This is a genomic window from Massilia sp. Root133 (genome assembly GCF_001426525.1).
Classification (GTDB): Bacteria; Pseudomonadota; Gammaproteobacteria; order Burkholderiales; family Burkholderiaceae_D; genus Telluria; species Telluria orientalis.
Genome location: NZ_LMEW01000001.1, coordinates 277,583 through 303,038 on the forward strand (window position 1 = coordinate 277,583; position 25,456 = coordinate 303,038).

Here is a 25,456-nt window from a genome sequence, read left to right on the forward strand (position 1 = left end):
TGAGCAGCCCGCCCGCGTCGCGCCGAGCTTCAGCCGCCTTTCGCCGCCTGGGCGTTGCGGCGGATCGTGTCCAGGGTGGCGCCCGGCGTGATCAGGTTGCCGTCGTAGCGCAGCTCGATCAGCGCCGGCAGCTTGTGCGTGCGCGTGAACGCGATGGCGCGCTCGAGCGCCGGGCCGAAATCGGCCGTCGTCTCGACCGCCTCGCCGTGGCCGCCGTACGCTTGCGCCAGCGCGGCGAAGTCCGGATTGTGCAGCTGCGTGCCCGACACGCGGCCAGGATATTCGCGTTCCTGGTGCATGCGGATCGTGCCGAACATGCCGTTGTTGAAGACCAGGAAGATGACGCCGGCGCCGTATTGCACCGCGGTCGCCAGTTCCTGGCCCGTCATCATGAATTCGCCGTCGCCGGCGAAGGTGACGACGGTGCGCTCCGGCCGCACGATCTTGGCTGCCACGCCGGCCGGCACCGCATACCCCATCGCGCCGCTCGTCGGGGCGAGCTGCGTGCGCATGGCGCCGTAGCGCCAGAAGCGGTGTGCCCACGTGGCGTAGTTGCCGGCGCCGTTCGTGATGATCGTGTCGCGCGGCAGGGCGGCCTGCAGGTCCTGCACCATCTGCCATAAATCGAGCGGCGCGCTGCCGTCCTTGAAGATCGGCGGCTGTTCCTGCCACGCGCGCAGCTCGGCCTTCGCTTCCTCGACCGTGTGGCGCCATGCCGATGCATCGACCGGTTCCATCGCCGCCAGCATCGATGCGGCCTGCGGCGCGCCGCTCGCGATCATCAACTCGGCCTGGTAGACGCTGCCCAGTTCTTCCGGATCCGGATGGATGTGCACGAGGCGCTGGCGCGGCACGGGCGCTGCCAGCAGCGAGTAGCCGCTCGTCGTCATCTCGCCCAGGCGCGGGCCGAACGCGATCAGCACGTCGGCTTCCTTGACGCGCGCGGCCAGCTTCGGATTGATGCCGATGCCGACGTCGCCCACGTAGTGCGGGTGCTCGTTGTCCAGCAGGTCCTGGAAGCGGAACGCGCACGCGACGGGCAGGGCGTTCGCCTCCGCGAACCTCTGCACGTCCGCGCACGCTTGGTCCGTCCACGTGCCGCCGCCCAGCAGCAGCAGCGGCTTTTTCGCTTGTGCCAGCATGGCGCGCAGCTGGTCGATTTGCGCAGACGACGGCGCGCCCTGCGTGGGCTGGTAGCGGCGCGTATCCGCCACTTCCGCGCGGGCCACGAGCATGTCTTCCGGCAACGCGAGGACGACGGGGCCGGGACGGCCGCTCGTCGCCACCTGGAACGCACGCGCCATGTATTCGGGGATGCGCTCGGCGCGGTCGATCTGCGCGACCCACTTCGCCATCTGGCCGTACATGCGGCGGTAGTCGATTTCCTGGAAGGCTTCGCGGTCCATGAAGTCGGTGCCGACCTGGCCGATGAACAGGATCATCGGCGTGGAATCCTGGTACGCGGTGTGCACGCCGATGGAGGCGTTCGTTGCGCCGGGGCCGCGCGTGACGAAGCAGATGCCGGGCTTGCCCGTCAGCTTGCCGTAGGCCTCGGCCATGAACGCCGCGCCGCCTTCCTGGCGATTGATGACGAAGCGGATGTTCGAGTCGTGCAGCGCGTCGAGCACGTCGAGATAGCTTTCGCCGGGCACGCCGAAGGCGGTGTCCACGCCGTGGACCTGGAGCGCATCGACCAGGATCTGGCCGCCGCTGCGGGAGGGGTGCGTCATGGTGAGGTCATCCTTATCACGATGGAATCCGGGCATTCTATGCAACTCGCCCTGAGCTGGCTTTTCAAATAGCGACACGACCTTTCACAAAAGGCAGCGGCGTATCCTGTACAATGCAGCCCGTGAAGCAGGCCAGACAGCCGCTGGTCCACGCCGCAAGGTCGTGGGCGGGAGGAAGGTCCGGACTCCACAGAGCGGGGTGACGGTTAACGGCCGTCCGCCGAAAGCCCGGCGCAAGCCGGGTATAAGGCGAGGAATAGGGCCACAGAGACGAGCGTATTAAGTTACGGTGAAACGCGGTAACCTCCACCTGGAGCAATTCCAAATAGGCACGCGTTGAGGTTGCTCGCGGAGCGTGCGGGTAGGAAGCTTGAGCGCCGGAGTAATTCGGCGCCTAGAGGAATGGCTGTCATAGCGTCCGCAAGGACGTTACACAGAATCCGGCCTATCGGCCTGCTTTACACATGATTCACGGCCCGGGGAGCTCGACGACGATGCGTTACATCCTCGCCCTCGACCAGGGCACCACCAGTTCGCGCGCCATCCTGTTCGACCGCCAGGGCCAGGTGGTGCGCATCGCCCAGCAGGAATATCCCCAGCATTTCCCGCAGCCCGGCTGGGTCGAACACGACCCGCTCGACATCTGGAACAGCCAGCTCGCGTGTGCGCGCCGCGTCCTCGCGGACGGCGGCATCGATGCGTGCGAGGTGGCCGCCATCGGCATCACGAACCAGAGAGAGACGACGGTCGTGTGGGACCGCGCCACGTCCGAACCGCTGTGCCACGCCATCGTCTGGCAGGACCGGCGCACGGCCGCGCTCTGCGACGACCTGAGGGCCGCAGGCAAGGCGCCGCTCATCCAGCGCAAGACGGGTCTCGAACTGGATGCCTATTTTTCCGCGACCAAGCTGCAATGGCTGCTCACGCACGTGCCGGGCGCACGCGCACGCGCGGAGCGGGGCGAGCTCGCGTTCGGCACCGTCGACAGCTGGCTCACTTATAAATTGACGGGACGCCACGTCACGGACGCGAGCAACGCGGCGCGCACGATGCTCTTCAATATCAACAGCCTGCGCTGGGACCCGGAACTGCTGTCCCTGTTCGGGGTGCCGGCATCGATGCTGCCGGAAGTGGTGCCCAGTTCCGGCATCGTCGCCGACGCCGACCCGGCCTGGTTCGGCCGCGCGATCCCCATCGCGGGCATCGCGGGCGACCAGCAGGCGGCCACGTTCGGTCAGGCCTGCCACCGGCGCGGCATGGTCAAGAACACGTATGGCACCGGCTGCTTCATGCTGATGCACGCGGGCGATACGCCGCCGCAGTCGCACAACCGCCTGCTCGCCACCGTCGGCTGGACCGTCGGCAACCACACCGACTACCTGCTCGAAGGCAGCGTGTTCATGGGCGGCGCCACCGTGCAATGGCTGCGCGACGGCCTCGGCATCATCAAGCAGTCGGCCGACGTCGAGGCGCTCGCCCTGTCGGTGCCGGACAGCGGCGGCGTGATGCTCGTGCCGGCCTTCGTCGGCCTCGGTGCGCCGCACTGGGATGCGTACGCGCGCGGCACCATCGTCGGCATGACGCGCGGGACGACGGCCGCGCACATCGCGCGCGCCGCCGTCGAAGCCATCGCCTACCAGAGCGCGGAACTGCTGGCCGCCATGCAGAAGGACGCCGCCTGCGTCGTGCACGAAGTGCGCGCCGACGGCGGCGCCGCGCGCAACGACCTCCTGATGCAGTTCCAGGCCGACCTGCTGGGCGTGCCCGTCGTGCGGCCGCAGGTGACGGAGACGACGGCCCTCGGCGCCGCCTACCTGGCGGGCCTCGCCGTCGGCTTCTGGTCGTCGCGCGACGAGATCGCGGCGCAGTGGAAGAGCGAGCGCCGCTTCGAGCCGCAGCTGCCGGCCGCGCGGCGCGACGAGATGATGGCGCGCTGGTCGCGCGCGGTCGCGCATGCGCGCGCGTGGGCGGTGCCGGAACACCACTGACGCTCGCGTGCGGCCGCGCCGGCGCGGTTCGGGCACAATCGATGCAATATTGTCATCGATGCGTTGCGACCGGAGGCGTCCTTGAAACTCCTGAAGTTTTTCTTTTCGACCGCGCACGCGGTGCTCGGCTTCCTGTTCGTGCTCGTGTCCGTGCTGATCACGGTATTGGCCGTGCAGACCGGCTGGCAGGCGGTCGGCGTCGAGGCCGAAGAGAGCGCCGAATTGGCCATCGAGGCGATCGGCCTGCTGGCCATCGCCGTCGTCTCGCTGCAGATCGCCCAGACCATCACCGAGGAAGAAGTCGTGCGCGACGCCCACATCAGCGCACCCACGCGCGTGCGCCGCTACCTGTCGCGCTTCATGGTCGTCGTCGTGGTCGCACTGTCGATCGAAGGGCTGGTCGGCACGTTCAAGGCCTTGCACGAGGAACCGGAACTGCTGCCGCACGCGGCGTCGGTGCTCGTCGCGGCGGGGCTGCTGATGGCCGGCTGGGGCGTGTTCATCCGCATGAACAAATCGGCGGAAGTGCTCGAGCCGGAGGCGATGGAAGCGGCCAAGAGCGAGGATGCGAAGGTGGACGAGTAGGGCTACGTGCCGCGCAGGATCGCGAGGTTCGCCGTCATCCGCGCGTGCAGCGTCGCGCGCCAGTCGTCCGTGAGCCACGCGGCGGCCAGCGGAAACGCCGCCTCGATGCGCGCCAGCAGCGCGTCGAGATACGCCGCGCAGGCGTCGCGTGCTGTGAAGCCGAAGCGGACGGCGTCGCCGAGGACGGCGTCCCGCGCGATGTCGAAGCGCGCCCTGGACAGTTGCATGGCCAGGCGGCGCGGCGTTTCTGCCGGATTCGGCACGACGTCGAATGCCGGTGCGAGGCGCCAGCCCTTGCGGCCTTGCCCATGGACGATCGCGTGGTTGCGCACATGGTCGTCGTCATTGCCGCAGACGGCGTTGAAGACCATGCGGCCGAACAGTTCGATACCATCCTCCGGCGGTGCGCCGACCCGGCGCAGTTCCTCGGCCAGGCGCGGGTAACTCCAGCGGTCGGTGCGCGCCGGATTGTCCGGATATTCCGCCTGCAGCAGGGACGCCGCGCTGGCGCACATGAAGCGCCGGTCGCCGGCGCGATCGAAGCGGCGCACGCGCAGGACGCTGCGGCCGCCCGGCCCCGGATGCAGGACGGTTTCCGCCACATCCAGCCCGCTCGCCGCGCCCCATTCGCGGGCGAAGTGTTCGAGGCGCGGGATGTCGGCCGGGTCCATGAGCATCCGCGGCTTGACCAGCCAGAAGGCGCCGGCGTCGTCGCGTACGGTCGTCTTCGGACGCGCGCCGCCGATGCTGGCCGTCTGCACCAGCCGCCGCCGGATGGCGGGCCGGACCGGCGGCCGGTGTTCCGCCAGCGCGGCCAGTTCCTCGACCAGCTGGTCGAGCAGGGGCAAGGGAGGACTGTTCAGCGCCGCGCCGGAAAACCGGGGGGCTCCGTATGCGATCTGAACAGTGCGATTCCTTTTAATGTGAAATTGTGAGAGCTTTTCGTTCACTTTGATCGATATACTGCCCGGTAATATTTCTTACCTTTCTTTTATGTTTGATGGGCAAATCATCCTTCCCGAACATGCCGATTTCGCGTGCCTGCTGAACCAGGTACTCGCCTGGTGGCCGGAGGAATTGACGGGAGATGCCGGCGACGACGCCGAGGCACGGCAATCGTCGGTGGCCCGGCTGTACGAAACGAGCATTGCGCCGCGGGCGATCCAGTCGGCCAGCATGCTGCTGTTGCAGCTCGACTGGATCCTGTTCGGGATCGTGATGGATTTATCGCGCAAGGTGTCGCGGGTGCGCGTCCGCGACATCCGGCCGCAACTCATCAAGGACAGATTCCACGCGTTGCTGACCCATAGCGCATTGCCGCAACTGCTCGGCGAAAAACAATGGGATGGATCGTTCGAGCGCGATGAACTGGTGAATTATCTGCGCGTCGAGGAAATGGCCTCGGTGTGAAAAATCGATGAGGACCCGATGACGATCATGACCCGCCCCGAGGATGCGCCCCTGGCGTTCCAGGCCGCCTGGAACCGCCACGACATGGAAGCCTTGCGCACATTGTTCCACGACGATGCGACCTTCGTGAACCGGTTCGGTCGCTACGTACGCGGCATCGACGCGATCGTCGAGATGCATGAGCCTATCCACGCCACTGTCTACAGCGATTCCACGCTCGACAACGCGTTGATCGACGTGATCCCGATCGGCGCCGATGCGGCGGTCGTGCACTTCTGGAGCCGCCTCGCGGCCGGTCCGGCGCATCCGGCCGGTCCCCACGCCGTCGACACGCTGATTCTTGCCGTGCTGACGCGGCAGGCCGGCGCCTGGCGCATCAAAGCGCTCGAGAACGTCACGCTGACGAATCCCAGGACGGGGGAACCGGTCTTGAGGGACGGCGTCTGAAGACTTTCGTGCCCGCAACATCGACCGACATCAAACAATGCTCCGGTGCAATCACGTAAGCTGCCCGCTGGTTCCATGAATGGAGGCGGCATGAACATCAAACACTGGAAAATCGGTACCCGGCTGGGCGGCGCGTTCGGGCTGCTGCTCGTGTTGCTGGCGGCATGCATCTGGTTCGGTATCGCCAGCCTGCACCGGCTGAACGATGGAACGTCGAAGATCGTCGACGAGGATTATCCGAAAACGGTCCTTGCCTACGAAAGCCTGGATGTCGTGAACCGCAATGCCCGCGCCATGCGCAACATGCTGTTGTGGGACAAACCGGAGGAAGTGGCGCGGGAACGGCAGGCCGTGCTCCAGAACAGGCAGGAAAACACCGTCAATCTCGACAAGCTGGCGGCACTGATCAAATCCGACGAAGGCAAGGTCAAGCTGAAAGCCGTGCAGGATGCGCGGGAGGTGTACCGCACGTCGCAGCAGGCCTTTCTCGACATGATGGATGCCGGTAAAAAACCGGAAGCCGCGGCCTTTCTGCTGACCCAGGTGCGCAAGGACCAGCGCGGCTATGTCGATGCCGTGCGCGAATTGATCAAGTTTCAGGATAGGCGCGTGCTCGACAGCGGCCACCGGGCCGAGGAGACATATCAGGCGACGGTTGCGTGGCTGATGGGATTGGCGGCCATCGCGCTCGTGCTCGGCTCGATCGTGGCCGTCTGGATCACGCGTTCGATCACGCGGCCGCTGCGGCAAGCCGTCGACGTGGCGCGCACCGTGGCCACCGGCGACCTCGGCACGCGGATCGAGGTGCACTCGGCGGACGAAACCGGCCAGTTGCTGCAAGCCTTGCGCGACATGAACGAAGCGCTGGTGGGCATCGTCGGCGAGGTGCGCAGCGGCACCGAGACCATCGCGTCCGCGTCGCAGCAGATCGCGTCTGGCAACGCCGACCTGTCGTCGCGCACCGAGGAGCAGGCGTCGTCGCTGGAAGAAACGGCATCGTCGATGGAAGAACTGACGTCGACGGTGAAACAGAATGCGGACAATGCGCGCCAGGCGAACCAGTTCGCCGTGTCCGCATCGGAAGTGGCGGAGAAGGGCGGCGCGGTGATGGCGGAAGTGGTCGACACCATGGGCGCGATCAACGAATCGGCGCGCAAGATCGTCGACATCATCGCGGTCATCGACGGCATCGCCTTCCAGACCAATATTCTCGCGCTGAACGCGGCCGTCGAAGCGGCGCGCGCCGGCGAGCAGGGACGGGGCTTTGCGGTGGTGGCGTCGGAAGTGCGCAGCCTGGCGCAGCGCAGCGCGGCGGCCGCGAAGGAAATCAAGGCGCTGATCGACAACTCTGTCCAGAAGGCGGACGACGGCAGCAGGCTTGTCGACCAAGCCGGCACGACGATGCGCGACGTCGTCGAGAGTATCCGCCGCGTGGCCGACATCATGGGCGAGATCAGCGCCGCGAGCCAGGAACAGACCGACGGCATCGGACAGGTGCAGCTCGCGATTTCCCAGATGGACCAGGCCACGCAGCAGAATGCCGCGCTCGTCGAGGAAGCGGCCGCCGCGTCCGAGCAGTTGCGCGAGCAGGCGTCCAAGCTGTCGCAGACCGTCGCCGTGTTCCGGCTGGGCGGTGCGCACGACCGGGCCGCGACCGTACCCGCCGCGCAGCCGAAACAGGCGGCGCCGGCCATCGTGCCGCCGGTGCGGAAAACACCTGTCGCGCCGGCCCGGGCGCCAGCGAAGCCGCCGCGCGCCAGGCATCTGGCCAGTGCCGGCGCGGACGAGGAGTGGCAAGAGTTTTGACCGGCCTTCAGCCGCCCAGCAGTTTGCCATTCACCAGGATACGCAGCGTACGCACGAACAGCACGACAATGGCAATCGTCACGATGGCCAGGAGCGCACCCGCCAGGTACTCCAGGACGATTGTTTGTCGTGCCGCCGCATATTTCAACGCCGCGTTCGACAGCGCAGCCATGGGGAAGCTGATGGCCCACCACGCGGTCGCGAACGCGATCGAACGCCGGAAAATCCGGGTGGCCAGGATCGCGAAGAAGAACAGGCCGACATAGAACAGCAAGGCCGCAAATGCGTCGATGCGGTGTACGACGTTGACATAAGCGAGGAACCCGACCTCGAACGGTGCGATGAGGATCATCATCGACGGCATCATCCCCGATGCGAGCGGCGCTTGGTGGACGAGCCGGGAAAAGATCATCGTGAAGAATACGATAGCCACGACCGCACCGGCGCTTGCAGCGAACAGATTGACCTCATGCGCCCAGGCCATCGGCAAGGTCCCGCCTGCTACCGCGATATCGAGTGTGGCAACGCCAGAGATGAGCAAGGAGGGCGTCGCGTGGGCGACATCCATATTTCCCTTGAGAAGTCGAGTCAGACTGATAAAGCTCAATGCGATTGTCAAGATCGTGCCAATCGCCCAAACGATCTCCTGCAGCAATGTGCTGTAGGTTGCCACCACGGTTGACAGCAGCAAGATGCCGATCGTAATCGTGCCGAAGAAATTGCCGGCGATTGGATGGGTGAATTCATCTTTCACGGCGGACGGATATTTTGCCCACTTTGCGCCATAGCCAAGTGCAAGCGCAATGAACACGACGATTGCCGTCATCCCGGCGGCGTCCGCAATCATCGTCCCGGCGCCAAACACAGTCGAGGCGACCCGCCACGCCAGCGACAGGCCTGCCAGGCCCATCACGGCGCCGAACAGATTGACGGGCAGGTGCTTGAGCGAACCCCATGGAGCGGTCAGTGCCGGCCGTTTGTCGATACTGGTTTCCATTCGGTTATCCCGGTCGTGATGAATCAGCGTTTTCCGATGCCGGCCGTATCATGTCCAGCTTGACGCGCGCCAGCGCAAAGACCTCCCGTAATACCGCCATATCGCCAATTTGGTTGGCGAGCAGTAGTACGACTTGGCTATCGAGAATTCGGCGCCGGGCCGGGTCGAGCCCGGCGTGGGAGTCGTCCAGCATGCTGTAGAAAGTCTCGAAGTCGTCCAGGTTCTGTCGTAGCTGCATCAGGGGCAGGGTGTTCATAATCTCTCCTCGGGATTGGTGAAATGAGAGTCTATGAAGTTGCAGCCGTAAAGAGAATCCCATAGTATTGAAAGTCATTCTTTCAATAATCGAGAGTATCGATGGATCGCCTCGAGGCCATGTCCATTCTGCTGGCCGTGGTCGATGCCGGTAGCCTGTCGGCTGCGGCACGCCGTCTCGGCATGCCGCTCCCTACGGTCAGTCGCAAGGTCGCGGAGCTGGAAGCGCATCTGCGCGCGCGCCTGCTGCACCGGACGACCCGGCAGTTGTCGCTGACCGAAGCAGGCGCTGCCTACGTCGCGGCGTGCCGGCGCATCCTCGACGACGTCGGTGAAGCCGAGCGGATCGCGACCGGCGAGTACGGTGCACCCAAGGGTGAGCTCGCGGTAACGGCACCGATCGTTTTTGGACGGCTGCACATCGTCCCGGTGGTGGCGGAATTCCTCGCGCAGTATCCGGAGATCAGGATCAAGCTGCTGCTTACGGACCGCGTCGTCCACTTGATGGAAGAGCAGATCGATGTCGCGCTGCGCATCGGCGAACTTCCCGACAGCACCCTGGTGGCGAGTCGGGTGGGCACGGTGCGCTCGGTTGTCTGCGCGAGCCCTGCCTATCTGGCGCAACGCGGCGTGCCGGCCGGGCCGGAGGCACTGGCGGGGCACGACTGCATCGGTTTCGATGTGCTGGAATCCCGGCGCGCCTGGGTATTTGGCGACGGCAAGTCCACGGTGTCGGTGCCGGTGATCCCGCGTCTCGAGGTCAACACGGCGGAGGCGGCGATCGCCGCGGCGACATTGGGCGTGGGATTGATACGGGTGCTGTCCTACCAGGTGGCGGACGCCGTCGGCAACGGCGCGCTCGGCGTCATTCTGCGGGACTACGAGCCGGCGCCGTTGCCGGTCAGCCTGGTGCACAAGGGGCAGACGCCGCTGCCGCGCAAGCTTCGGGTCTTCCTCGATTTCGCGGCGCCACGCCTGCGCGCCCGCATCACGCAGGCGCCCGGCTAGAACCCGATCCGCCCCTTGCCCGGCGTGGGCTTGAGGCGGATGTCGTCCACCTTCACGTGCGCGCGCCCATCCGCGACCGCATAGCCAAGCCCATCCAGTAACGTCTTGCGCAGGTCGCGCGGCGATACGCCCGCGAGCTTGTCCAGCACGACGTCGCCCAGGAACGGATCGAACGCCGCCAGGTTCAGCTCGCGCAGCAGCCCGGCATACATGCGCTGGGCGATGCCGGCGGCCTGTTCCGGCGTCGGTGCCGGGACTTCGTAGACGGCCATCCGGTTCAGCAGCGGGTGCGGGATGCCTTCGGTGGAGTTCGCCGTCAGCACCCAGAAGATCTGCGAGGCGTCGATGTCGACGTCGATGAATTCGTCGCGGAACGCGCTGGCCGTTTCCGGCTCCAGCAATTGATACAGCGCCGCGAGCGGGTCGGATTGCGAGGAGCCCGTCGCCTTTTCCACCTCGTCCAGCACGATCACCGGATTCGCGAACTGGCCGCGCACGAGGCGTTCGGCCACCTTGCCGCACTTGGCGCCGCGCCAGCTGGCCGAGCTGCCCGTGATGACGAAGCCGGCCGACAGCGCATTCATGCTGATCAGCTCGCAGTCCGTGTGCATGACCTTCGCCAGGCGCTTGGCGAAATGGGTCTTGCCCACGCCCGGGCCGCCCAGCAGCAGGATCGGCATGACGTTGAAGCCTTTATCGCCGGCATGGGCCAGGCGCAAATAGCGCGCGAGGTCGTCCAGCACTTCGTCGAAATTCGGACATTCCTCGAACAGCGGGTCGAGGGCGTCGGTGGAAGAGGGAGTGGTGACGAAACGCTCGGCGCCGGTCTCGAGCATGCGTTCGTAGAACGCTTCGAGTTCGGGCGAACGTCCGCGGCTACGGTCGAGCGCGCCCTGTACTTCATTGAGATCGTAGACGGCACGGCTGCGGGCCAAGGTAATGCTCATGGCAAAACTCCTGCGCGATAGTACGGACTCACTTATACTACTGGGCTCCCCGAAAAAACCGTCAAGCGAGCCGGAAACGGCCGGGTGATCGCCTCGTCTTCATTCTAACGCGCACGGGATGAAATCGTCGTTCCGGCCGTGTTGCTTCTGTTGCCATATGGCAACCTACCGATAGTCAGGTCTTGTCTTTTATCAAGGGTAAAACACATGTGTGCAGATGAGGTGGCACATGCATTGTTTTACCTAAGTCCCTAATTTTGCTCAACATTTTTACTTGAGGTTCCGTCAAGTAAGTTCGCTAAGTCATTGGTTTCATTGGCAATTTCGCCGTTTTCAAAACGTGAATTCGCTTGACCACAGACAACGCTTCCTCTAAAGTGGGAAACGGTGGCAAAAAGTGCAGTTTTGTGGGAGATCGGTGTATCTCCCGGCGCCTAAAAATAATCAGACTGATAACTCTCCAAAACTAGGTACAACGTGTTTCAGGGCGCGTCAGCGATCAATCTCGATGCCAAAGGACGGATGTCAATACCGGCCAAGCATCGCGACGCCTTGATGCAGCAATGTGAAGGCCGTATGACGCTCACGAAACACCCACATGGTTGCCTGTTGTTCTTCCCGCGCCCGGTGTGGGAAGAGCATCGCGAACAGATCGCCGCCTGGCCGATGTCGGCGCGGGCGTGGCAACGCATTTTCCTGGGGAACGCCTGCGATGTCGAGATGGACGGCGCGGGTCGGGTGCTCATTTCGCCCGAGCTGCGCAATGCAGTTGGTTTGGAGAAGGAAGTGATGATGCTCGGGATGGGGACCCATTTCGAGATCTGGGACGCCGCCAAGCTGGCAGAAAACGAGGCCCAAGCCGTCGCGGGTGGCATGCCCGATGTCCTTTCCAATTTCTCCTTCTAAGGCGCCGCATGAATGTGACTCAGCCGGTGCCCGGTTTGCAGCATCGTACGGTGCTGCTGGATGAAGCAGTCGATGCACTCGCCCTCGAAGGCGAGCGCGCTGCGGGTACTTATATAGATGGCACGTTCGGCCGCGGCGGTCATAGCCGGCTGATCCTGTCGAAACTGGCGCCCGAGGGGCGCCTGATCGGTTTCGACAAGGATCCCCAGGCGATCGCGACGGCCGAGCAGATGAACGATCCGCGCTTCTCGATCGTGCACGACAGCTTCGCGACGATGCGCGAAGCGCTGGCGGCACGGGGTGTGCACCAGGTCGACGGCATCCTGCTGGACCTGGGCATCTCCTCGCCCCAGGTCGACGATGCGAGCCGTGGGTTCAGCTTCCGCAACGATGGTCCCCTGGACATGCGGATGGATACGACACGGGGCATTTCCGCCGCCGCCTGGCTGGCCGAAGTGCCGGAGAGACAACTGGAAAAGGTGATTCGGGATTATGGGGAAGAACGGTTTGCTTTTCAGATTGCAAAGGCGATTGTTGCTGGCCGGGCAGTCGAACCAATTTCAAGCACACGACAGCTTGCCGCAATCGTGGCAAACGCGGTCAAAACCCGGGAGAAAGGCAAGGATCCGGCAACCCGCACCTTTCAGGCTGTCCGGATTTTCATCAATCAAGAGCTTGAGGACCTTGAAGCAGGTCTGAACGCCGCCTTCGAACTGCTGAAGCCCGGCGCTCGCCTGTCGGTGATCAGCTTCCACTCGCTGGAAGACCGCATGGTCAAGCAGTTCCTGGCGTCGAAGGCCAAGGTCGAGCAACCGGATCGCCGGTTGCCGATCCGCGCCGTCGATTTGCCCAAGCCCTTGATGAAGTTGATCAGCAAGACGAAACCCTCCGACGTGGAAGTCGGCGCCAATCCGCGCGCCCGTTCGGCGGTGCTGCGCGTGGCCGAGCGGCTGGCAGTGGACGCGCCGGAGGGGGGCCGATGAGCGGCAAGCTGAACGTCGTGCTGACCGTGCTCCTCGTCGGCTGCGCGCTGTCGGTCGTGAACGCGCGCTACCAGGCACGCCACCTGTTCATCGACCAGGAAAAGCTGCTGCAGCAGCAGCGCCAGCTCGAGATCGACTGGGCGCAGCTCCAGCTCGACCAATCCACCCTCGGCAAGAACGAGCGCATCGACCAGATCGCGCGCTCGCAGCTGGACATGGCACCGCTGTCTCCGGCGCGTACCCAATACCTGACGGAAGGCGGTAAATGAAGGCCGGCACCAACGGATCCCGCGTCGCCGCCGCCAAGGGCGTAGCATTTTCCAAGAGCCCCGTGCTGGCCGTGCGCCTGCCGGACTGGCGCTCGCGCGTCGTCCTGTTCGTGCTGTTCGCCGCGTTCCTCGCGCTGGCCGGACGCGCGCTGTGGCTGCAGGGCGTCTCCAACCGCTTCCTGCAGAAGCAGGGCGCGAGCCGCTACGAGCGCACGCTCGAACTGCCGGCCACGCGCGGCAAGATCTTCGATCGCAACGGCATCGTGCTCGCGTCGTCGCTGCCGGTGAAGGCCGTGTGGGCGATCCCCGAGGACGTGCTGGATTCCCCGCGGCCCAAGCTGCGCGAACTGGCGCAGCTGCTCGACCTGCCGGAAGCCGACCTGCTCAAGAAGCTCGACTCGGACCGCACCTTCGTCTACCTGAAGCGCCAGGTGGAGATGGACGTCATCGCCAAGATCGAAAAGCTCGGCATCGACGGCATCGACACGCGCAAGGAATACAAGCGCTATTACCCGCAGAACGAGGTGATGGCGCACATCGTCGGCTTCACGAACGTCGAGGACGCGGGCCAGGAAGGCATCGAACTCGCGCAGCAGAAGAACCTCGTGGGCCAGACGGGCAGCCGGCGCGTGATCAAGGACCGCCTGGGCCGCATCGTCGAGGACGTGGGCCTGTCGCGCGAGCCGCATGACGGCAAGGACATCACGCTGTCCGTGGATTCCAAGCTGCAGTACATCGCCTTCAACAGCATCAAGGACGCGGTGGAGAAGTTCCACGCCAAGGCCGGCGCCGCCGTCGTGCTGGACGTGCACACGGGCGAGGTGCTGGCGTTGGCCAACTGGCCCACGTACAACCCGAACGACCGCTCGCACCTGACCGGCGAGCAGCTGCGCAACCGCGTCATCACCGATACCTTCGAGCCGGGTTCCACCTTGAAGCCGTTCACCGTCGCGCTGGCGCTGGACAAGGGCCTGATCAAGCCGACCACGCTGTTCGACACGGGCAATGGCCGTTACCAGACCGGCGGCCACACGATCCGCGACACGCACCCGCACGGCGTCATCGACGTCACCACGATCATCCAGAAGTCGTCCAACATCGGCACGACCAAGATCTCCGAGCTGCTGTCGGCCCAGGAGATGTGGGAGATGTTCACCAAGGTCGGCTTCGGCCAGGCGCCGCGCTACGGTTTCCCGGGCGCCGCGGCCGGCCGCGTGCGTCCCTACAAATCGTGGCCGATCGTCGCCAAGGCCAACATGTCGTTCGGCCAGGGCATCTCGATGTCGCTGCTGCAGCTGGCGCATGCCTGGCTGATCTTCGCGCGCGACGGCGACGTCATCCCGCTGTCGTTCCAGAAGGTGACCGAGAAGCCGGTCGGCCAGCAGATCATCTCGCCGAAGACCGCGGCCCAGGTCCGGACGATGGTGGAATCGGTGGTGAGCCCGCAAGGTACGGCGTCGCAGGCGCAGGTGGCCGGTTACCGCGTCGGCGGCAAGACCGGCACGGCGCAGAAAGTCATCAACGGCCGCTATTCGCAGACGCACTACGTCGGCAACTTCGTCGGCATCGCGCCGATGTCGAACCCGCGCTTCGTCATCGCCGTGATGATCGACGATCCGTCCGGACCGTTCCACACCGGCGGCGCGGTCGCGGCGCCGACGTTCGCGGCGCTGGCCGCGAATGCACTACGGGCCGCCAACGTGCCGCCCGACTCCACGGTCACCGACATCATCATTCCCGAACATCCTCTCGAGGAGAGTAATTGATGGCCGAGACGCCGAACATCGTCCAGTGGATTCAGGCCGCCGCCCCAGGCGGCCGTCTCGTTTCCGACTCCCGCCGCGTGCGCAGCGGCGACGTGTTCTTCGCCTATCCGGGCGAGGCCGCCGACGGCCGCCGTTTCATCCGCTCCGCCATCGAGAACGGCGCCGCCGCCGTCGTGTACGACGGCCGCGATTTCGCCTGGGATCCCGCGCTGGATGTGCCGCATCTCGCTGCGCAGGACCTGAAAAAGAATGTCGGCCCGATCGCGCACGCGGTCTACGGCACGCCGGATGCGGCCATGTTCACCGTCGGCGTCACGGGCACCAACGGCAAGACCTCGTGCGCGTTGTGGACCGCGCAGGCGCTCGCGCATCTTCACGAGACGGCGGCCGTCATCGGCACCCTGGGCGTGGGCCTCGTGCGCGGCCGCGCCGAGCCGGAATTCGACGCGACCGGCTACACGACGCCGGACGCCGTGCTGCTGGCGACCGAACTCGCCCGGCTGCGCGACGCGGGCGCGACGTCGCTCGCGATCGAGGTGTCGTCGATCGGCCTCGTGGAGCACCGCACGGCCGGCATGCACTTTGACGTGGCCGTGTTCACGAACCTCACGCGCGACCACCTGGACTACCACGGCGACATGGCCGCGTACGAAGCGGCCAAGCGCCAGCTGTTCGACTGGCCGGGCCTGAAAACGGCCGTCGTCAACCTGGACGACGAAGCGGGCGTGCGCATCGCGCAGCACCTGCGTTGCGCGCGTCCCGAAGTCGCCGTCCTCGGCTACACCTTGCGCGCGGTGCACGAACAGCCCGTGCTCGACGGCGTGGCCGTGCTGCGCGCAACTAACCTGCGCAGCCGCCCGAACGGCAGCGAATTCCACATCGAGTCGCCATACGGCAGCGCGGTCGCGCGCACGCACATGGTCGGCCACTTCAACGCGAGCAACGTGCTGGCTGTGCTGGGCGCGCTGCTGGCGAAAGGCGTCGAATTGCGCGCCGCGCTCGACGCCGTCGAGGCACTCGTGCCCGCGCCGGGCCGCATGCAGCAACTCGGCGGCCACGATGCGCCGATGGTCGTGATCGACTATGCGCACACGCCGGACGCGCTGGACAAGACGCTCGAAGCGCTGCGCCAGGTCGCGCAGGAGCGGGGCGGCCAGCTGTGGTGCGTGTTCGGCTGCGGTGGCGACCGCGATCCGGGCAAGCGTCCGCAGATGGGCCGCATCTCCCAGATGGCCGAGCACGTGCTCGTGACAAGCGACAATCCGCGCAGCGAAGAGCCGCGCGCGATCATCGAGCAGATCGTGGCCGGCATGGACCCGCATCATCCGACGTCGACGCACCAGGCCATCGAGGACCGCGCCGCCGCGATCCTGTCGGCCGTGAAGCATGCCGCCAAGCCGGACGTGATCCTGCTGGCGGGGAAGGGCCATGAGCCGTACCAGGAAATCAAGGGCCGGAAGATTCCGTTTTCCGATGCCGACCACGCCGCGCTGGCGCTGACCGCGCGGCTCACCATGATGAGGACTGTCTGATGATTCGTGGCTCGCTCGAGCAAGTGCTGGCATCGATCGAAGGCGCGCGCGTCACGCGCGACGCGTACTTCCAGGGTGTGTCGACCGACAGCCGGCAGGTGATGCCGGGGTCGCTGTTCGTCGCCCTGCGCGGCGACCGCTTCGATGCGCACGACTTCCTCGGCCAGCTGGTCGACAAGCCCGTCGCCGCCGTCGTCGTCGAAAAGCTCCCCGACCACTATCCGCTGCCGGCCATCGTCGTGCCGGACACGCTCGTCGCGCTGGGCCGCATCGGCAACTTCTGGCGCCGCCGCTTCGCCATTCCCGTCATCGGCGTCACCGGCAGCAACGGCAAGACGACGGTCAAGGAAATGATCTCGTCCATCCTCGTCGCCGCCTTCGGCGCGGAGGGCCGCCTGGCCACGCAGGGCAACCTGAATAACGAGATCGGCGTGCCGCTGACGGTGACGCGCCTGACGGACGCGCACAAGGCCGCCGTCGTGGAACTGGGCATGAACCACCCGGGCGAGATCGCGCGCCTGGCCGCCATCGCCGAGCCGACCGTCGCCCTCGTCAACAACGCGCAGCGCGAGCACCAGGAATTCATGCACACCGTGGAAGCGGTGGCGCGCGAGAACGGCGCCGTGCTGCAGGCGCTGCCGGCGGACGGCGTGGCCGTGTTCCCGGGCGATGATGAATACACCGACCTGTGGCGCGGCCTGGCGGGCGAGCGTGAAGTGCTGACGTTCGGCCTGACCGACGATTGCGATGTGCGCGCGACGTACACGACGACAGATTTCGGCAGCGAACTCAAAGTTACGTCGTTCCCGCGGAAGCGGGAACCCATGCCGGGCGCGCAGGACCAGCAAAATGCGCCTCAACGCGACGTCGGCATGGCCCCCCGTTTTCACGGGGGCGACGTGGCTGAGTTCACGATCAAGTTGAACGCCGCCGGCGTCCACAACGTCCGCAACGCGCTGGCCGCCACCGCCTGCGCGCTCGCGGCGGGCATCCCCGTCGATGCCGTCGTGCGCGGCCTGGAAACCTTCGCGCCCGTGAGCGGCCGCCTGCAGCGCAAGCAGGCCGCGAACGGCGCCACGATCATCGACGATACGTATAACGCCAACCCCGACTCAGTGCGCGCCGCCATCGACGTGCTCGCGCAGTACCCGTCGCCGCGCATCCTCGTGCTGGGCGACATGGGCGAGGTTGGCACGCAAGGACCTGAGTTTCACCAGGAAATCGGTGCGTATGCCGCAAGTCGCGGCATCGACACCGTGCTCGCGACCGGCGAACTGGCTCGCCACATGACCGGATCGGGAGCGCAACACCACGAGCAGTTCGACGAATTATTGGCAGCACTGGATCAAAAACTGGGCAGCAAATCTGACGCAACTGTGTTGGTGAAGGGCTCGCGCTTCATGAAGATGGAACGCGTGGTCCAACACCTGACCGCATCAACCAACACCGGCAAGGAAGCCCACTAGACTTATGCTGCTTTGGCTCGCACAATATTTTCAGGACTATCTCGGTCCGCTGCGCGTTTTTAACTACATCACGTTCCGCGCCGTCTTCGCGACCATCACCGCGATCAGCATCGGCATGCTGTGCGGTCCGGCCGTGATCCGCAAGCTCACCGAGATGAAGGTCGGCCAGGCCGTACGCACCTACGGTCCGCAGACGCACCTGTCCAAGCACGGCACCCCGACCATGGGCGGCGTGCTCGTGCTGATCGCGATCGGCGTCTCGACGCTGCTGTGGTGCGACCTCTCGAACCGCCTGATCTGGCCAGTCCTCGTCGTCACGCTGGGCTTCGGCGCCATCGGCTGGGTCGACGATTACCGCAAGGTCGTCTACAAGGACCCCGAGGGCATGCGCTCGGGCGAAAAATACTTCTGGATGTCGCTGATCGGCATCACCTCGTCGCTGTACCTCGCGTTCTCCGTGTCGGCCGCGACGCCGTGGGAAGTGTGGCAGCTGTTCTTCGCATGGGTGCAGTCCGGCTTCTCGATGGACCTGCCGCCGAAGGCCGACCTGATCGTCCCGTTCTTCAAGACCATCAGCTATCCGCTGGGCGTGTGGGGCTTCATCGCGCTCACGTACTGCGTGATCGTGGGTGCCTCCAACGCCGTCAATTTCACCGATGGCCTCGACGGCCTCGCCATCATGCCGACCGTGATGGTCGGCGGCGCGCTGGGCCTGTTCGCTTATCTCACCGGTAACGCGACGTATTCGAAATACCTGTTCATCCCGCACATCCCGGGCGCCGGCGAACTGCTGATCTTCTGCGGCGCGATGGCGGGCGCGGGCCTGGCTTTCCTCTGGTATAACGCGCACCCCGCGCAGATGTTCATGGGCGACGTGGGCGCGCTGGCGCTGGGCGGCGCGCTCGGCACCATCGCCGTCATCGTGCGCCAGGAGATCGTCCTGTTCATCATGGGCGGCGTGTTCGTGGCCGAGACGCTGTCCGTGATCATCCAGGTCAGCTGGTTCAAGTACACCAAGAAGCGCTATGGCACTGGGCGCCGCGTGTTCCTCATGGCGCCGCTGCACCACCATTTCGAACAGAAGGGCTGGAAGGAGACCAAGGTCGTCGTGCGGTTCTGGATCGTGACGATGATTCTGGTCCTCGTCGGTTTCTCCACCCTCAAACTGCGCTGATAACGGGTAACCGAGATGAACTACGACGGCAAAACCGCACTGGTACTGGGACTCGGCGAATCGGGCCTGGCGATCGCGCTGTGGCTCGCGCGCTGCGGCGCGCGCGTGCGCGTGGCCGACACGCGCGCCGAACCCGCGCGCCTGCCCGCGCTGCGCGCTGCGGTGTCGGATGCGGACTTCGTCGCCGGCCCGTTCGCCGCGAACCTGCTGGACGGCGTGGACTTCGTCGCCGTCAGCCCGGGCCTCGCCCCGAACCGCGAACTGGCCGAGATCGCGCCTGCCGCCGCCGCACGCCATGTGCCGCTGTGGGGTGAGATCGAGTTGTTCGCGCAGGCGCTGTCGGCGCTGAAGGCGGACCGGAACTACGCGCCGAAGGTCATCGCCATCACGGGCACCAACGGCAAGACGACGGTGACGAGCCTCACCGGTCTGCTGTGCCGCCGCGCCGGTCTCACGACTAAGGTCGCAGGCAACATCAGCCCCGCCGCGCTGGACGTGCTGCGCGAAGTGCTTGATGCGGATGCGCTCCCGCAGGCCTGGGTACTGGAACTCTCCAGCTTCCAGCTGCACACGACGTACAGCCTGAACCCGGACGCGGCGACGGTCCTGAACATCACGCAGGACCACCTCGACTGGCACGGCAGCATGGCCGCCTACGCCGCCGACAAGGCCCGCATCTTCGGCGCCGACACCGTCCGTGTGCTGAACCGCGACGACAGCGTCGTGATGGGCATGACGGCGCCGGGCGCGACGATCACCACGTTCGGCACGGGCGAACCGGATGCGCCGGGCAGCTTCGGCCTCGTGAACGAGCGCGGCGTGCTGTGGCTTGCGAATGCGAATCCGGGTGAAGAACCCGAGAAGAAGAAAAAGAAGAACGAGCCGGTAGAGCCGATCGACGTGATCGTCAATCGATTGATGCCGGCCGACGCGCTGCGCATCCGCGGGCTGCACAACGCTTCCAACGCACTGGCCGCGCTCGCGCTGTGCCGCGCTTGTGGCCTGCCGCTGGCGCCGCTGCTGCACGGCCTGCGCGACTACCAGGGCGAGCCGCACCGCGTCGAACTGGTCACCAGCATCGACAACGTGGAGTACTACGACGACTCCAAGGGCACGAACGTGGGCGCCACCGTCGCCGCGCTGGAGGGTCTCGGTAAAACGTTCGGCGAGACGGACCGCCAGATCCTGCTCATCGCGGGCGGCGACGGCAAGGGCCAGGATTTCAGCCCGCTGGCCGGCCCGTGCGCGCGCTACGTGCGCGCCGTGCTGCTGATCGGCCGCGACGGCCCCGCCATCGGCGCCGCATTGGCCTCCACCGGCGTGCCGTGCTTCGGCCTGCCGGGATTGCCGGAAGCCGTGCGCCGCGCGAGCGGTCTGGCGAAATCCGGTGACGTCGTGCTGCTGTCGCCCGCGTGCGCGAGCCTGGACATGTTCACGAACTACGCGCACCGCGCCCAGGTCTTCGTCGACGCCGTGCGCGACATCGCGCTCGAGAAGGGACAGGAGCTCTGATGGCTTTCCAGATTCCCTTCAAGTTCGGCGGCAGCTCGAGCGACGCGACCATCGCGACGCGCGCACGCCCGTCGCGCATGATGGAATACGACCAGCCGCTCGTGTGGGTCGTGCTGCTGCTGATGCTGTTCGGGATGGTGATGGTGTACTCGGCGTCGATCGCGCTGCCGGACTCGCCCAAGTTCGCCTACCTCGCCGGCAAGAACAACTACTTCCTGGTGCGCCAGGCCATGTTCATCGTGATCTCGATGGTGACGGGCCTGTTCGTCTTCCGTATTCCCGTCGCGACGTGGCAGCGCTTCGCGCCGCTGATGTTCGTCGCCACGCTGGTCCTGCTGGCGCTCGTGCTGATCCCCGGCGTCGGCGTCGTCGTCAACGGCGCGCGCCGCTGGCTGTCGCTGAAGATCTTCAATTTGCAGCCGTCCGAGATCATGAAGGTGGTGTCCGTGCTGTACGCGGCCGACTTCACGGTGCGCAAGCAGCAGTACATGCACAAGCTGACAAAGGGCTTCATGCCGATGGCCGCCGCGATGGCGCTCGTCGGCGCGCTGCTGATGCTGGAACCCGACCTCGGCGCGTTCGGCGTCGTCGTCTGCATCTCGATGGGCATCCTGTTTCTCGGCGGCTTCAACATGATCTGGTTCGGCGGCATCGGCGCCGTGCTGGTACTCGTGTTCTCGACCATCATCGCGCTGTCGCCGTTCCGCCGCGCGCGTATGTTCGCGTACATGAACCCGTGGGAAGAGGGCAATGCGCTGGACAAGGCGTACCAGCTGACGCACTCGCTGATCGCATTCGGCCGCGGCGAGTTCTTCGGCGTGGGCCTGGGCGGTTCCGTCGAAAAGCTGCACTACCTGCCGGAAGCGCACACCGACTTCATCATGGCCGTCATCGGCGAGGAGCTGGGTCTCGTCGGCGTGCTCGTCGTGATCGGCCTGTTCTACTGGCTCGTCAAGCGCGCGTTCGACATCGGCCGCCAGGCCATCGCGCTGGAACAGCACTTCGCCGGCCTCACCGCGAAAGGCATCGGTATCTGGATCGGCGTGCAGGTGTTCATCAACATGGGCGTGAACCTGGGCCTGCTGCCCACCAAGGGCCTGACGTTGCCGCTGATGAGCTATGGCGGTTCCGGCGTGCTGTTCAACTGCGTCGGTCTCGCGATCCTGCTGCGGATCGACTACGAGAACCGGGTCAGGATGCGGGGAGGCCGCCAGTGAGTGAGCAAATGAGGAAACGCTTGATGATCATGGCCGCCGGCACCGGTGGCCACATCTTCCCCGGCATCGCCATCGCCCAATCGATGCGCGAGCGCGGCTGGGAAGTCTCCTGGCTGGGCACGATGTACGGCATGGAAAAGGATATCGTGCCGAAGCACGGCATCCCGATGGACTCGATCGACTTCGCCGGCTTGCGCGGCAAGGGCCTGGCGCACACGGTGTCGGGCGCATTCAAGCTCGTCGCCAGCTTCGCCTCGTGCCGCAAGTACCTCGCCTTGCGCCGCCCGGACGTCGTGCTGGGCATGGGCGGCTACGTGACGGTGCCGGGCGGGATGATGGCGCGTTCGCGCGGCATTCCGCTCGCGCTGGTGAACGCGGATGCCGCGCTGCTCCTGTCGAACAAGACGCTGACGCCGCTCGCGCAGCGCGTGCTGTTCGGCTTCCCGGCCGATTTCGGCAAGGCGGCGGGTAAAGCGGTCGTCACCGGCAACCCGGTGCGCAAGGAAATCCTCGAGATGCCGTCGCCGGGCCACCGCTTCGCCGGCCGCACCGGTCCGCTGAACATCCTCGTCGTGGGCGGCAGCCTCGGTGCGAAGGTGCTCAACGACAGCGTGCCGGCCGCGCTGGCGCTGATCCCGGAAGGCCTGCGCCCGACCGTGACCCACCAGTCGGGCAAGAAAAACATCGATGCGCTGCGCGCCGCGTACGCGCAGGCGGGCGTGCAGGCGAACGTCGTCGACTTCATCGACGACATGGCGGCGGAATACGCGAACGCGGACCTCGTGATCTGCCGCGCCGGTGCGATCACCGTGTCGGAACTGACGGCGGCCGGTGTCGCGAGCGTGCTCGTGCCGTTCGTCGCCAGCACGACGAGTCACCAGCGCGACAACGCGGCCTGGATGGCGGGGCAGAAGGCGGCGGTGCACCTGCCGCAAGGCGAACTGAATCCGCAGCAGCTGGCAAGGCTGCTGCAAACCACCACGCGCGACGACTGCCTGGCGATGGCCGAGGCGGCGCAGGCCGTGGGACGGCGCGACGCCAATGCGGAGATCGCGCGCGTACTTGAAGAACTGGCGAACGGCGGACAATGAAACACAAGATCAAACACATTCACTTCGTCGGCATCGGCGGCAGCGGCATGAGCGGCATCGCGGAAGTGCTGCTGAACCTCGGCTATAAAGTGTCGGGCTCGGACCTCGCGTCGAACGCGGCCAGCCAGCGCCTGCAGCAGCTGGGCGCCGACGTGCGCATCGGCCACGCGGCGGACAACATCGCCGGCGCGGACGCCGTCGTCACCTCGACCGCCGTCAACGAAGCGAATCCCGAAGTCGTCGCCGCGCGCGCCGCGAAAGTCCCCATCGTCCCGCGCGCGATCATGCTGGGTGAGCTGATGCGCCTGAAGCGCGGCATCGCGATCGCCGGCACGCATGGCAAGACGACGACGACGAGTCTCGTCGCCTCCGTGCTCGCGCAGGGCGGCCTCGATCCGACGTTCGTCATCGGCGGGCGCCTGAACAGCGCCGGCGCCAACGCGAAGCTGGGCACGGGCGACTACATCGTGGCCGAGGCGGACGAATCGGATGCGTCCTTCCTGAACCTGTCGCCGATGATCGAGGTGATCACGAACATCGACGCCGACCACATGGACACGTACGAGCACGACTTCGAGAAGCTGAAGGGCGCGTTCGTCAACTTCACGCACCGCCTGCCGTTCTACGGCCGCGCCATGATGTGCATCGACGACGCGAACGTGCGCGCGATCCTGCCTCAGGTAACGAAACCGGTGACGACCTACGGCTTCTCGGAAGACGCCGAAGTGCGCGCCCTGAACGCGCGCGCCCAGGGCATCCAGATGCATTTCACGGTGCGCCAGCAGGGCTATCCGGACAAGGACTTCGTGCTGAACCAGCCGGGCATGCACAACGTGCTGAATGCCTGCTCCGCGATCGCGATCGCGCGCGAGATCGGCGTGCCGGACGAGGCGACGGCGCAGGGCCTGCGCGAATTCAACGGCGTCGGCCGCCGCTTCACGCGCTACGGCGAGATCGAACTGCCGCAGGGCGGCAGCTTCACGCTCGTCGACGACTATGGCCACCACCCGGTGGAAGCCCAGGTCACGCTGGCCGCCGCGCGCGCCGCGTATCCGGGCCGCCGCCTCGTGCTGGCGTTCCAGCCGCACCGCTATAGTCGCACCCGCGACCTGTTCGAGGACTTCGTCAAGGTGCTGGCCGCGCCGGACTTGCTGCTGCTGGCCGAGGTGTATCCGGCCGGCGAAGCCCCGATCGTGGCGGCGGACGGCCGCGCGCTCGCGCGTGCGCTGCGCGCGGGGGGCCAGGTCGAACCGATTTTCGTGGAAGCGATCGCCGACATGCCGGCGACGATCCTCAAGGTGGCGCGCGACGGCGACGTCGTGCTCACCATGGGCGCCGGCTCCATCGGCGGCGTCCCCCATCAACTGACATCGAATCAAAAGGTAACATCGTGAGCATTACGGAAACCGACGCAAAAGCCCTGGGCAAGGTCGGCGTGCTGTTCGGCGGCCGGTCCGCCGAGCGCGAGATTTCGCTGATTTCGGGCAACGGCGTGCTGCAGGCGCTGAAATCGAAAGGCATAGACGCGCATGCGTTCGACCCGGCCGAGCGCTCGCTGGCCGAACTGGCGGCGGAAGACTTCGACCGCGTGTTCATCGCGCTGCACGGCCGCTACGGCGAGGACGGCACGCTGCAGGGCGCGCTGGAACTGCTGGGCATCCCGTACACGGGCAGCGGCGTGATGGCATCGAGCGTCGGCATGGACAAGGTCACGACCAAGATCGTGTGGCTGGCGGCCGGCGTGCCGACGCCGCGTTACGTCACCATCGCGGCCGGTGCGAACGTCGACACGGACGCCATCGTCGCCGAACTGGGCCTGCCGCTGATCGTCAAGCCGCCGCTGGAAGGTTCCACCATCGGCATCACCAAGGTGCTTGATGCCGCCGGCCTGCAGGCCGCCGTCGACCTGGCGCGCCAGTACGACAAGGTGGTGCTGGTCGAGCAGTTCATCCAGGGCCGCGAATTTTCCGTGCCGGTGCTGGGCAGCGGCCCGACCGCGCGCGCGCTGCCGATCGTGGAGATCGTCGCGCCCGAGGGCAATTACGACTACCAGAACAAGTACTTCACGGACGACACCAAGTACCACTGCCCGGCGCCGCTCGACGCGGCGACGACGGCCGCGATCCAGGCGCACGTGGTGAACGCGTACCGCGCGCTCGGCTGCGACGGCTGGAGCCGCATCGACGTGCTGCTGCGCGCGTCGGACAATGCGCCGTTCCTGCTGGAGGTGAACACGTCGCCGGGCATGACGACGCACTCGCTCGTGCCGATGGCGGCTCGCGCCGAGGGCACGAGCTACGAAGACCTGTGCGTGGACATCCTGCGCTCCGCCAGCTTGAAAGCTGGTCAGGTGAAGAAGGGATAAGG

At 66.0% G+C, this 25,456-nt stretch carries 23 protein-coding genes and 1 other RNA gene; 19 read left to right on the forward strand and 5 right to left on the reverse strand.

Going from position 1 to position 25,456, the window contains the following annotated elements:
• Nucleotides 1–29: 29 nt before the first annotated feature.
• Nucleotides 30–1,730: a thiamine pyrophosphate-binding protein gene (locus ASD28_RS01305; RefSeq protein WP_056122761.1), complete on the reverse strand. Its 1,701-nt coding sequence runs from the start codon at nucleotides 1,728–1,730 to the stop codon at nucleotides 30–32.
• Nucleotides 1,731–1,854: 124 nt separating this feature from the next.
• Between ASD28_RS01305 and rnpB the strand changes: the two genes are divergently transcribed.
• From rnpB to ASD28_RS01315, 3 genes are all read left to right on the forward strand, one after another.
• Nucleotides 1,855–2,194, forward strand: an RNA gene (gene rnpB / locus ASD28_RS02760) — RNase P RNA component class A.
• A 30-nt stretch (nucleotides 2,195–2,224) separates the two neighbouring features.
• Entirely contained in the window at nucleotides 2,225–3,718 is a 1,494-nt protein-coding gene (gene glpK, locus ASD28_RS01310) for a glycerol kinase GlpK (protein WP_056122764.1), read from the forward strand.
• 81 nt (nucleotides 3,719–3,799) lie between these two features.
• Nucleotides 3,800–4,303 (forward strand): hypothetical protein, encoded by a 504-nt coding sequence (locus tag ASD28_RS01315; RefSeq protein ID WP_056122767.1) that lies wholly within the window; start codon nucleotides 3,800–3,802, stop codon nucleotides 4,301–4,303.
• Nucleotides 4,304–4,305: 2 nt separating this feature from the next.
• Here ASD28_RS01315 and ASD28_RS01320 read toward each other — a convergent pair whose 3' ends face one another.
• Nucleotides 4,306–5,151 carry a HipA domain-containing protein gene (locus ASD28_RS01320; RefSeq protein WP_056122770.1) on the reverse strand — a complete coding sequence of 282 codons (846 nt, stop codon included), beginning with the start codon at nucleotides 5,149–5,151 and terminating at the stop codon, nucleotides 4,306–4,308.
• Between the two features lie 103 nt (nucleotides 5,152–5,254).
• On the opposite strand from ASD28_RS01320, the gene ASD28_RS01325 reads away from it, so the two are divergent.
• From ASD28_RS01325 to ASD28_RS01335, 3 genes are all read left to right on the forward strand, one after another.
• Nucleotides 5,255–5,713 (forward strand): hypothetical protein, encoded by a 459-nt coding sequence (locus tag ASD28_RS01325; protein WP_156403647.1) that lies wholly within the window; start codon nucleotides 5,255–5,257, stop codon nucleotides 5,711–5,713.
• A gap of 18 nt (nucleotides 5,714–5,731) precedes the next feature.
• Complete coding sequence (locus tag ASD28_RS01330) at nucleotides 5,732–6,160, forward strand: SgcJ/EcaC family oxidoreductase (protein WP_056122775.1); 429 nt, start codon at nucleotides 5,732–5,734, stop codon at nucleotides 6,158–6,160.
• Nucleotides 6,161–6,250: 90 nt separating this feature from the next.
• Nucleotides 6,251–7,966, forward strand: a complete 1,716-nt coding sequence (locus tag ASD28_RS01335; protein WP_056122777.1) for a methyl-accepting chemotaxis protein — start codon at nucleotides 6,251–6,253, stop codon at nucleotides 7,964–7,966.
• Between the two features lie 7 nt (nucleotides 7,967–7,973).
• Here the strand turns inward: ASD28_RS01335 and ASD28_RS01340 are convergent, their stop codons facing one another.
• Entirely contained in the window at nucleotides 7,974–8,963 is a 990-nt protein-coding gene (locus tag ASD28_RS01340) for an SLAC1 anion channel family protein (protein WP_056122780.1), read from the reverse strand.
• Nucleotides 8,964–8,967: 4 nt separating this feature from the next.
• Nucleotides 8,968–9,219 carry a DUF2783 domain-containing protein gene (locus tag ASD28_RS01345; RefSeq protein WP_056122785.1) on the reverse strand — a complete coding sequence of 84 codons (252 nt, stop codon included), beginning with the start codon at nucleotides 9,217–9,219 and terminating at the stop codon, nucleotides 8,968–8,970.
• Between the two features lie 101 nt (nucleotides 9,220–9,320).
• On the opposite strand from ASD28_RS01345, the gene ASD28_RS01350 reads away from it, so the two are divergent.
• Nucleotides 9,321–10,226: a LysR family transcriptional regulator gene (locus ASD28_RS01350; protein ID WP_056122789.1), complete on the forward strand. Its 906-nt coding sequence runs from the start codon at nucleotides 9,321–9,323 to the stop codon at nucleotides 10,224–10,226.
• On the opposite strand, the gene ASD28_RS01355 is transcribed toward ASD28_RS01350, so the two are convergent.
• Nucleotides 10,223–11,173 carry an AAA family ATPase gene (locus tag ASD28_RS01355; protein ID WP_056122792.1) on the reverse strand — a complete coding sequence of 317 codons (951 nt, stop codon included), beginning with the start codon at nucleotides 11,171–11,173 and terminating at the stop codon, nucleotides 10,223–10,225. The two genes, ASD28_RS01350 and ASD28_RS01355, sit on opposite strands and share 4 nt — an antisense overlap.
• Nucleotides 11,174–11,650: 477 nt before the next feature.
• On the opposite strand from ASD28_RS01355, the gene mraZ reads away from it, so the two are divergent.
• From mraZ to ASD28_RS01415, 12 genes are read left to right on the forward strand one after another with little or no spacing between them, the layout of a single operon-like run.
• Nucleotides 11,651–12,079: a division/cell wall cluster transcriptional repressor MraZ gene (gene mraZ / locus ASD28_RS01360; protein ID WP_036229930.1), complete on the forward strand. Its 429-nt coding sequence runs from the start codon at nucleotides 11,651–11,653 to the stop codon at nucleotides 12,077–12,079.
• An 8-nt stretch (nucleotides 12,080–12,087) separates the two neighbouring features.
• A complete protein-coding gene (gene rsmH / locus ASD28_RS01365) occupies nucleotides 12,088–13,062 on the forward strand; it encodes a 16S rRNA (cytosine(1402)-N(4))-methyltransferase RsmH (RefSeq protein ID WP_056122800.1) in 975 nt (324 codons plus the stop codon).
• The gene (ftsL, locus tag ASD28_RS01370) at nucleotides 13,059–13,331 is read left to right on the forward strand and encodes a cell division protein FtsL (protein ID WP_056122803.1); all 273 of its coding nucleotides are present in this window, start codon (nucleotides 13,059–13,061) and stop codon (nucleotides 13,329–13,331) included. The genes rsmH and ftsL overlap by 4 nt, the downstream gene beginning before the upstream one ends.
• Nucleotides 13,328–15,097 carry a penicillin-binding protein 2 gene (locus ASD28_RS01375; RefSeq protein ID WP_056122806.1) on the forward strand — a complete coding sequence of 590 codons (1,770 nt, stop codon included), beginning with the start codon at nucleotides 13,328–13,330 and terminating at the stop codon, nucleotides 15,095–15,097. Before ftsL ends, ASD28_RS01375 begins: the two co-directional genes overlap by 4 nt.
• Complete coding sequence (locus tag ASD28_RS01380; RefSeq protein ID WP_056122811.1) at nucleotides 15,097–16,629, forward strand: UDP-N-acetylmuramoyl-L-alanyl-D-glutamate--2,6-diaminopimelate ligase; 1,533 nt, start codon at nucleotides 15,097–15,099, stop codon at nucleotides 16,627–16,629. The genes ASD28_RS01375 and ASD28_RS01380 overlap by 1 nt, the downstream gene beginning before the upstream one ends.
• A gap of 2 nt (nucleotides 16,630–16,631) precedes the next feature.
• The gene (murF, locus tag ASD28_RS01385) at nucleotides 16,632–18,095 is read left to right on the forward strand and encodes a UDP-N-acetylmuramoyl-tripeptide--D-alanyl-D-alanine ligase (protein ID WP_056123602.1); all 1,464 of its coding nucleotides are present in this window, start codon (nucleotides 16,632–16,634) and stop codon (nucleotides 18,093–18,095) included.
• A 4-nt stretch (nucleotides 18,096–18,099) separates the two neighbouring features.
• Nucleotides 18,100–19,269, forward strand: coding sequence for a phospho-N-acetylmuramoyl-pentapeptide-transferase (gene mraY, locus ASD28_RS01390; RefSeq protein ID WP_056122815.1), 1,170 nt, complete (start codon nucleotides 18,100–18,102; stop codon nucleotides 19,267–19,269).
• 15 nt (nucleotides 19,270–19,284) lie between these two features.
• Nucleotides 19,285–20,781, forward strand: a complete 1,497-nt coding sequence (gene murD / locus ASD28_RS01395) for a UDP-N-acetylmuramoyl-L-alanine--D-glutamate ligase (RefSeq protein WP_056122818.1) — start codon at nucleotides 19,285–19,287, stop codon at nucleotides 20,779–20,781.
• Complete coding sequence (ftsW, locus tag ASD28_RS01400; RefSeq protein WP_056122820.1) at nucleotides 20,781–21,998, forward strand: putative lipid II flippase FtsW; 1,218 nt, start codon at nucleotides 20,781–20,783, stop codon at nucleotides 21,996–21,998. Before murD ends, ftsW begins: the two co-directional genes overlap by 1 nt.
• A 23-nt stretch (nucleotides 21,999–22,021) precedes the next feature.
• Entirely contained in the window at nucleotides 22,022–23,089 is a 1,068-nt protein-coding gene (murG, locus tag ASD28_RS01405) for an undecaprenyldiphospho-muramoylpentapeptide beta-N-acetylglucosaminyltransferase (protein ID WP_056123604.1), read from the forward strand.
• Nucleotides 23,086–24,483: a UDP-N-acetylmuramate--L-alanine ligase gene (murC, locus tag ASD28_RS01410; RefSeq protein WP_056122823.1), complete on the forward strand. Its 1,398-nt coding sequence runs from the start codon at nucleotides 23,086–23,088 to the stop codon at nucleotides 24,481–24,483. Before murG ends, murC begins: the two co-directional genes overlap by 4 nt.
• The gene (locus ASD28_RS01415) at nucleotides 24,480–25,454 is read left to right on the forward strand and encodes a D-alanine--D-alanine ligase (RefSeq protein ID WP_056122826.1); all 975 of its coding nucleotides are present in this window, start codon (nucleotides 24,480–24,482) and stop codon (nucleotides 25,452–25,454) included. The genes murC and ASD28_RS01415 overlap by 4 nt, the downstream gene beginning before the upstream one ends.
• The last annotated feature ends 2 nt before the right edge of the window (nucleotides 25,455–25,456 follow it).

Coding starts and splice junctions, on each gene's coding strand:
- ASD28_RS01380 (WP_056122811.1), top strand. CDS start 15,097: ATGGCCGAGACGCCGAACATCGTCCAGTGGATTCAGGCCGCCGCCCCA.
- ASD28_RS01355 (WP_056122792.1), bottom strand. CDS start 11,173: ATGAGCATTACCTTGGCCCGCAGCCGTGCCGTCTACGATCTCAATGAA.
- ASD28_RS01375 (WP_056122806.1), top strand. CDS start 13,328: ATGAAGGCCGGCACCAACGGATCCCGCGTCGCCGCCGCCAAGGGCGTA.
- ASD28_RS01350 (WP_056122789.1), top strand. CDS start 9,321: ATGGATCGCCTCGAGGCCATGTCCATTCTGCTGGCCGTGGTCGATGCC.
- ftsW (WP_056122820.1), top strand. CDS start 20,781: ATGGCTTTCCAGATTCCCTTCAAGTTCGGCGGCAGCTCGAGCGACGCG.
- ASD28_RS01335 (WP_056122777.1), top strand. CDS start 6,251: ATGAACATCAAACACTGGAAAATCGGTACCCGGCTGGGCGGCGCGTTC.
- ASD28_RS01340 (WP_056122780.1), bottom strand. CDS start 8,963: ATGGAAACCAGTATCGACAAACGGCCGGCACTGACCGCTCCATGGGGT.
- ftsL (WP_056122803.1), top strand. CDS start 13,059: ATGAGCGGCAAGCTGAACGTCGTGCTGACCGTGCTCCTCGTCGGCTGC.
- ASD28_RS01305 (WP_056122761.1), bottom strand. CDS start 1,730: ATGACGCACCCCTCCCGCAGCGGCGGCCAGATCCTGGTCGATGCGCTC.
- murG (WP_056123604.1), top strand. CDS start 22,022: ATGATCATGGCCGCCGGCACCGGTGGCCACATCTTCCCCGGCATCGCC.
- ASD28_RS01345 (WP_056122785.1), bottom strand. CDS start 9,219: ATGAACACCCTGCCCCTGATGCAGCTACGACAGAACCTGGACGACTTC.
- murC (WP_056122823.1), top strand. CDS start 23,086: ATGAAACACAAGATCAAACACATTCACTTCGTCGGCATCGGCGGCAGC.
- rsmH (WP_056122800.1), top strand. CDS start 12,088: ATGAATGTGACTCAGCCGGTGCCCGGTTTGCAGCATCGTACGGTGCTG.
- mraY (WP_056122815.1), top strand. CDS start 18,100: ATGCTGCTTTGGCTCGCACAATATTTTCAGGACTATCTCGGTCCGCTG.
- ASD28_RS01330 (WP_056122775.1), top strand. CDS start 5,732: ATGACGATCATGACCCGCCCCGAGGATGCGCCCCTGGCGTTCCAGGCC.
- glpK (WP_056122764.1), top strand. CDS start 2,225: ATGCGTTACATCCTCGCCCTCGACCAGGGCACCACCAGTTCGCGCGCC.
- murD (WP_056122818.1), top strand. CDS start 19,285: ATGAACTACGACGGCAAAACCGCACTGGTACTGGGACTCGGCGAATCG.